Below are 6,000 nucleotides of genomic sequence, written 5' to 3'. Positions count from 1 at the left end.
TACGCGCCCGGGCGCCCGCCGGGCCCGGAACCCCCGGCGGGGCGCTCCTCACACCGCCGGCACGCAGCGCCCCTCCTCCGTGCGGTACTGCCACTTCGCGCCGTCCCGGACGAGTTCGCGGACGGCGTTCACGAAGCGGTCCACGTGCTCGTCGGGGGTGCCCGCGCCGAAGCTGACGCGGATGGCGTTGAGGGACTTCTCGCCGGGGGCGGCCTCGGGGGCTCCGCACTCGCCCTGGGTCTGCGGGTCGCTGCCGAGCAGGGTGCGCACCAGCGGGTGTGCGCAGAAGAGTCCGTCGCGCACGCCGATGCCGTACTCGGCGGACAGCGCGGCGGCGAAGTGGGAGCTGTTCCAGCCGTCGACGACGAAGGAGAGGACGCCGACGCGCGGGGCGTCGTCGCCGAACAGGGACAGCACGCGCACCTCGGGCACCTCGGCCAGGCCCGCGCGGACCTTGGCGATCAGGTGCTGTTCGCGGGCGACCAGGGTGTCCCAGCCGGCCTCGGTGAGGGCCTTGCAGGCGGCGGCGATGGCGTAGGCGCCGATGACGTTCGGGGAGCCGGCCTCGTGGCGGGCCGCGCTCTCGTGCCACTCGACGGCCACCCCGCCGTCCTCGCGCCGGGTCACCCGGCGGCTGGCGCCGCCGCCCGCGAGGTAGGGCTCGGCCGCCTGGAGCCAGTCGGCGCGCCCGGCCAGGACGCCGGAGCCGAAGGGGGCGTACAGCTTGTGGCCGGAGAAGGCGATCCAGTCGACGTCGAGGTCCGTGACGGACACCGGGTGGTGCGGGGCGAGTTGGGCGGCGTCCAGGACGATCCGGGCGCCGTGGGCGTGCGCGGCGGCGGCCAGTTCGCGCACCGGCCACAGCTCGCCGGTGACGTTGGAGGCGCCGGTGACACAGACCAGGGCGGGGCCGTACGGATCGCGGCCGGCCAGGGCCCGCTCCAGGATCTCCACGGCCTGGCCGGGGGTGCGCGGGGCGTCGAGGTAGGTGACGTGCGCGTGCTGCCAGGGCAGCAGGGAGGCGTGGTGCTCGGTCTCGAAGACGAAGACCTGGCAGTCGGCCGGGATCGCCCGGGCCAGCAGGTTCAGCGAGTCGGTGGTGGAGCGGGTGAAGACCACCTGGTCGCCGGGGCGGCAGCCGAGGAACTCGGCGACCGTCCTGCGGGCGTTCTCGAACAGGTCGGTGGAGAGCTGGGAGAGGTAGCCGGCCCCGCGGTGGACGCTGCCGTAGTAGGGGGCGTAGGCGGCGACGTCGTCCCAGACGCGCTGGAGGGCGGGGGCGCTGGCCGCGTAGTCGAGGGCCGCGTAGGTGACCTCCCCGCCGGTGACCAGCGGGACGGTGACATCACGCCCCAGAACGGGCAGAGGGGTGCAAAGCGACTGGTCGGCGGCAGCGGTGGAGACGGACATGGCGGACTCCCGTGACGGAATACGAGGAAGCTGAAAGGGAAAAGGGTGTGCGGAGGCGGGGCTCTGCGGCCCTAACGCATTCGCTTGCTCACGGAAGACTCCTCGACGACCAGGATCCCTGGTGGCACGAGGGATCCGCGCTTGCCGTGGACCTTGCTGTCCACGGCCTGGTCTTCACCCGGGGCACCCCGCCACGGACGGAGGGTTGCCGGACAGTCGGCCGGGGCCTCATGACTGTCACTCATGACCTGGTACAGGAACGTACGTGAAGTGATCGCCGCCCCGCAACCCGGTGTCCGGATCGCGGGACGGCCCACCCTGCCGGGCCGGTCAGGCGTTGCTGGCGGCCACCCAGCGCTCCAGCGCCCGTCGGGCCGCCCCGGAGTCGATGGACTCGGCGGCCTTCGCGAGCCCCGCGCGGATCTGGTCGGCGAGCGGTTCGTCCGTCGGGTCCAGGGCCACCAGCGCCGCCGCCGCGTTCAGCTCCACGGCGTCCCGTACGGCGCCGCGCTCGCCGTCCAGCAGCCGGCGGGCGACCTCCGCGTTGTGGGCCGGGTCGCCGCCGCGCAGGGCCTCCACCGGGACCAGGCCGATGCCGACGTCCCGGGGGTCGAAGGACTCCTCGGTGACCTTGCCGTCGCGCACCACCCACACCCGGGAGGTGGCGGTCGTGGTCAGTTCGTCCAGCCCGTCGTCACCGCGGAAGACCAGTGAGGAGTTGCCGCGTTCGGCGAGCACGCCCGCGACGATCGGCGCCTCGCGGGCGACGGCCACACCGATCGCCTGGGCCCGCACCCGCGCCGGGTTGGTCAGCGGGCCGAGCAGGTTGAACACCGTCCGGATGCCCAACTGGCCGCGCGCGGCGCCGACATGGCGCAGCGCGGGGTGGAACTTCACGGCGAAGCAGAAGGTGATGCCGGCCTCCTCCGCGACCTCGGCCACCCGGCGGGGCGTGAGGTCGAGGTTGACCCCGAGCTTCTCCAGCACGTCGGAAGAGCCGGACGCCGAGGAAGCGGCCCGGTTGCCGTGCTTGACGACCTTCGCGCCCGTGCCGGCGACGACGAGCGAGGCCATCGTGGAGATGTTCACCGTCTTGGCCCCGTCGCCGCCGGTGCCGACGATGTCGACGGTGCGGCCGGGCACCTCGATCACGTTCGCGTGCTCGTACATGGTGCGGACCAGGCCGGTGATCTCCTCGACCGTCTGCCCCTTCGCCCGCAGGGCCACCGCGAACCCGGCGATCTGCGCGTCGGTCGCCTCGCCGCGCATGATCTTGTCCATCGCCCAGGCGGTGTCGTCGGCGGAGAGGTTCCGGCCCTCCAGCAGACCGTTCAGCAGGGCGGGCCAGGAGCGGCCCGCCGCGGTGTCGCCTCCAGCGGGGGTCACAGCGCTCATCAGCCGCTCCTTGTCCAGATGCCTGCTCGTCGTACACCACCCTATCCAGCCGGACGCGCGCCGAGGGGCCCCGTCCGGCTCGCGGACGGGGCCCCTCGGCGCGCGGGATCAGTGGTGGCCGTGGCCGCTCGCGATCTCCTTGTACTCGTCGACGGTGGGCTTGGGGATCTGGCTGTCCTCGCCGTAGTAGGCGTTGGACAGCTTCACGCGCAGCTTCTCCGAGGCCGGGACCTTGCGCTCGACGCCGTTCTCGTCGACGGTCGGGCCGATCTCGGCCGGCGTGTACTGCTTGTGCGAGGTGAGGGTGTGCAGCTGCTCCTGGCTGAGCGGCTCGTGCACCTCGATGTACTCGCCGTGCGGGAGCCGCTGGATGATGCCGGTCTCGCGGCCGTGCAGCACCTTGTCGCGGTCCCGGCGCTGCAGGCCCAGGCAGATCCGCTTGGTGATGAGGAAGGTGATGACCGGGCCGACGAAGTAGGAGATCCGGACGAACCAGGTGACGGCGTTGATCGACAGGTGGAAGTGGGTGGCGACGATGTCGTTGCCGCCGCCGATCAGCATCACGAAGTACACGGTCAGCCAGGCGACGCCGAACGCGGTGCGGGTGGCGGCGTTGCGCGGGCGGTCCAGGATGTGGTGCTCGCGCTTGTCGCCGGTGATCCACGCCTCCACGAACGGGTAGACCGCGATGGCCACGAGGATCAGGCCGAACACGACCAGCGGGATGAACACGCCCAGGACGAGGGTGTGCCCCCAGAAGTTGATCTCCCAGCCCGGCATGGCGCGGATGAGGCCCTCGGCCATGCCCATGTACCAGTCGGGCTGGGCGCCGGTGGAGACCTCGTCCGGGCGGTAGGGGCCCATGGCCCAGATCGGGTTGATCTGCGCGATGGCGGCCAGGGCCGCGAGGACGCCGAAGACCAGGAAGAAGAAGCCTCCGGCCTTGGCCATGTAGACGGGCAGCAGCGGCATGCCGACGACGTTGTTCTCGGTCTTGCCGGGGCCCGCGAACTGGGTGTGCTTGTGGTAGAAGACCAGGATCAGGTGGGCCACCACGAGGCCCAGCATGATGCCCGGCAGCAGCAGGATGTGGATGGTGTAGAAGCGGGCCACGAACTCGTGGCCGGGGAACTCGCCGCCGAAGAGGAAGAACGACAGGTACGTGCCGACGATCGGCACGGACAGGATCGCGCCCTCCATGAAGCGGACACCGGTGCCGGAGAGCAGGTCGTCCGGGAGCGAGTAGCCGGTGAAGCCGGTGAACATGCCGAGGACGAACAGCAGGAAGCCGAACAGCCAGTTCAGCTCGCGCGGCTTGCGGAACGCGCCGGAGAAGAACACTCGCATCATGTGCACGAACATCCCGGCGATGAACACGACCGCGCCCCAGTGGTGGATCTGCCGGATGAGCAGGCCGCCGCGCACGTCGAAGGAGATGTGCAGGGTCGAGCTGAACGCCTCGGACATCATCTGCCCCTGGAGCGGGACATAGCCGCCGTGGTACGTCACCTCGTTCATCGACGGGTGGAAGAACAGCGTCAGGAAGACACCCGTCAGGATGATGATCAGAAACGAGTAGAGGCAGATCTCGCCCAGCATGAACGACCAGTGGTCGGGGAAGATCTTGCGCATGTTGGCCTTGGCCAGGGAGTAGAGCCCCAGCCGGCCGTCGGCCCAGTCGGCGAGGCGCTCGCCCGCCGGTGCCGTCCCGCGGCGGCGGCCGGCCGCGCCGGACCTCGGGGTTTCGTTCGCTGCAGTACTCATCCGCGCTCCCAGAAAGCAGGACCGACGGGCTCCTCGAAGTCGCCGAGCGCCTGGAGGTAGCCCTCGCTGTCCACGCCGATGCGCAGTTGCGGAAGGGCGTGGCCGGCGGGGCCGAAGATCACTCGGGCGCCGTCGGTGAGGTCGAAGGTGGACTGGTGGCAGGGGCACAGCACGTGGTGCGTCTGCTGTTCGTACAGCGAGATCGGGCAGCCGACGTGGGTGCAGATCTTCGAGTAGGCGACGATGCCCTGGTGCGACCAGTCGAGTTCGCGCTTGTCCTTGATGTCGTCCGGCAGGAGCCGGATGACCATCAGGGCGGCCTTGGCGATCTCGTTCTGGAAGTCCTCGTCGCGTTCGGCCAGGCCGTCGGGCTTGGCGAAGGTCAGCGAGCCGACGGCCACGTCCTCGGGACGCAGCGGCCGGTCGGTGTTCATGTCGACCAGGCGCTTGCCCTTGGCCCACAGGGTGTGGCGCAGCTTGGTGCCGGGCGCGGGTCCGAGGCCGCCGAGCAGCATGACGCCGGAGAGCGGCACCAGCGCCATCGCGCCCAGCAGGGTGTTGCGGATCAGCTTGCGGCGGCCGAACCCGGACTCCGCGGCACCCTGACGGAAGTCCGCGTGGACCTTGGCCCGCACCTCGGGTGAGGCCTCGATCGGGTGCCGGTCGTCGGCGATCTCCACGTCCGACATCAGCGTGCGCGCCCAGTGGACCGCGCCCGCGCCGATGCAGAACAGCGCCACGCCCAGCGTCAGACCCAGCGCGAAGTTCATCGCGCCGATACGGCCGAGGGGGAAGACGAAGACCGACTTGCCGTTCGGGATCAGCAGGTAGGCGACGATGAAGCCGATCGTGGCCAGCATCGACACCGTGAACAGCAGTGCCACCGTGCGCTCGGACCGTTTGGCGGCCCGCTCGTCGACGTCCTGGATCCGGTGCTCGTGCGGCGGCAGTCCCGGGTCCGCGAACGGATTCTCCTCGTCGGCCACGGAGACGGCACCGTGCACACCGTCGCCGGCGGGCTGCTCGGCACGCGGACGCCCTTCCGGCATGTCCCGGTTTCCCATAGTGCTCCAGACCGCCGTGGTTTGGTGTATTCACACCGTACTACGCAGATTGTCCGGATAGCCGGGCCATTACTCCGGCCGGGGGTGTTTCGAACACAAGGGCCGGAACCGCCGACCGGGGAGGTCTCGTACGCCCGCCTCCGGGAGGGCGCGCGCACCGCCGGACGGCCGGGCCCGGTGCCGTCCGGCCGGGCCCTGTTCATCACCCCGTAATCCGGCCAGAGGTGAATCGGCGTTAGGAAGCTCACGTTTGGCGGCCCGCTGCGGTAAATCGGCCGTACCGCGGAACCCGACGGGTCATCAACTCGCTGCGGTATGGCTGGATTCGGTCAAACAGCTGACCGAACGTTACCATCTGGTTACCTCG

4 protein-coding genes and 1 riboswitch are annotated in these 6,000 nt (G+C 70.6%); all 4 genes read right to left on the bottom strand.

Annotated features, from left to right (window positions below; translation table 11 throughout):
- Nucleotides 1-48: 48 nt before the first annotated feature.
- The 4 genes from H5J33_RS01660 to H5J33_RS01645 all read right to left on the bottom strand — a co-directional run bounded on the left by H5J33_RS01660 (nucleotide 49) and on the right by H5J33_RS01645 (nucleotide 5,633).
- Nucleotides 49-1,410, bottom strand: coding sequence for an aminotransferase class V-fold PLP-dependent enzyme (locus tag H5J33_RS01660; RefSeq protein WP_181792990.1), 1,362 nt, complete (start codon nucleotides 1,408-1,410; stop codon nucleotides 49-51).
- A gap of 132 nt (nucleotides 1,411-1,542) precedes the next feature.
- Nucleotides 1,543-1,659, bottom strand: a riboswitch (SAM riboswitch).
- 81 nt (nucleotides 1,660-1,740) lie between these two features.
- Entirely contained in the window at nucleotides 1,741-2,805 is a 1,065-nt protein-coding gene (gene trpD, locus H5J33_RS01655) for an anthranilate phosphoribosyltransferase (protein WP_181792988.1), read from the bottom strand.
- A gap of 108 nt (nucleotides 2,806-2,913) precedes the next feature.
- Complete coding sequence (locus tag H5J33_RS01650) at nucleotides 2,914-4,569, bottom strand: cytochrome bc complex cytochrome b subunit (RefSeq protein ID WP_181792987.1); 1,656 nt, start codon at nucleotides 4,567-4,569, stop codon at nucleotides 2,914-2,916.
- Nucleotides 4,566-5,633 (bottom strand): ubiquinol-cytochrome c reductase iron-sulfur subunit, encoded by a 1,068-nt coding sequence (locus tag H5J33_RS01645; protein ID WP_181792985.1) that lies wholly within the window; start codon nucleotides 5,631-5,633, stop codon nucleotides 4,566-4,568. The genes H5J33_RS01650 and H5J33_RS01645 overlap by 4 nt, the downstream gene beginning before the upstream one ends.
- Nucleotides 5,634-6,000: the final 367 nt, after the last annotated feature.

Origin of the sequence: Streptomyces sp. WELS2 (assembly GCF_013870595.1) — a bacterium.
In the GTDB taxonomy this organism is placed as follows: domain Bacteria; phylum Actinomycetota; class Actinomycetes; order Streptomycetales; family Streptomycetaceae; genus Streptomyces.
This window is presented reverse-complemented; position numbering and strand designations above follow the sequence as displayed.

Bases quoted from the DNA above. Each gene is read 5' to 3' on its own strand.
- H5J33_RS01660 (WP_181792990.1), bottom strand. From the start codon at position 1,410: ATGTCCGTCTCCACCGCTGCCGCCGACCAGTCGCTTTGCACCCCTCTG.
- H5J33_RS01645 (WP_181792985.1), bottom strand. From the start codon at position 5,633: ATGGGAAACCGGGACATGCCGGAAGGGCGTCCGCGTGCCGAGCAGCCC.
- trpD (WP_181792988.1), bottom strand. From the start codon at position 2,805: ATGAGCGCTGTGACCCCCGCTGGAGGCGACACCGCGGCGGGCCGCTCC.
- H5J33_RS01650 (WP_181792987.1), bottom strand. From the start codon at position 4,569: ATGAGTACTGCAGCGAACGAAACCCCGAGGTCCGGCGCGGCCGGCCGC.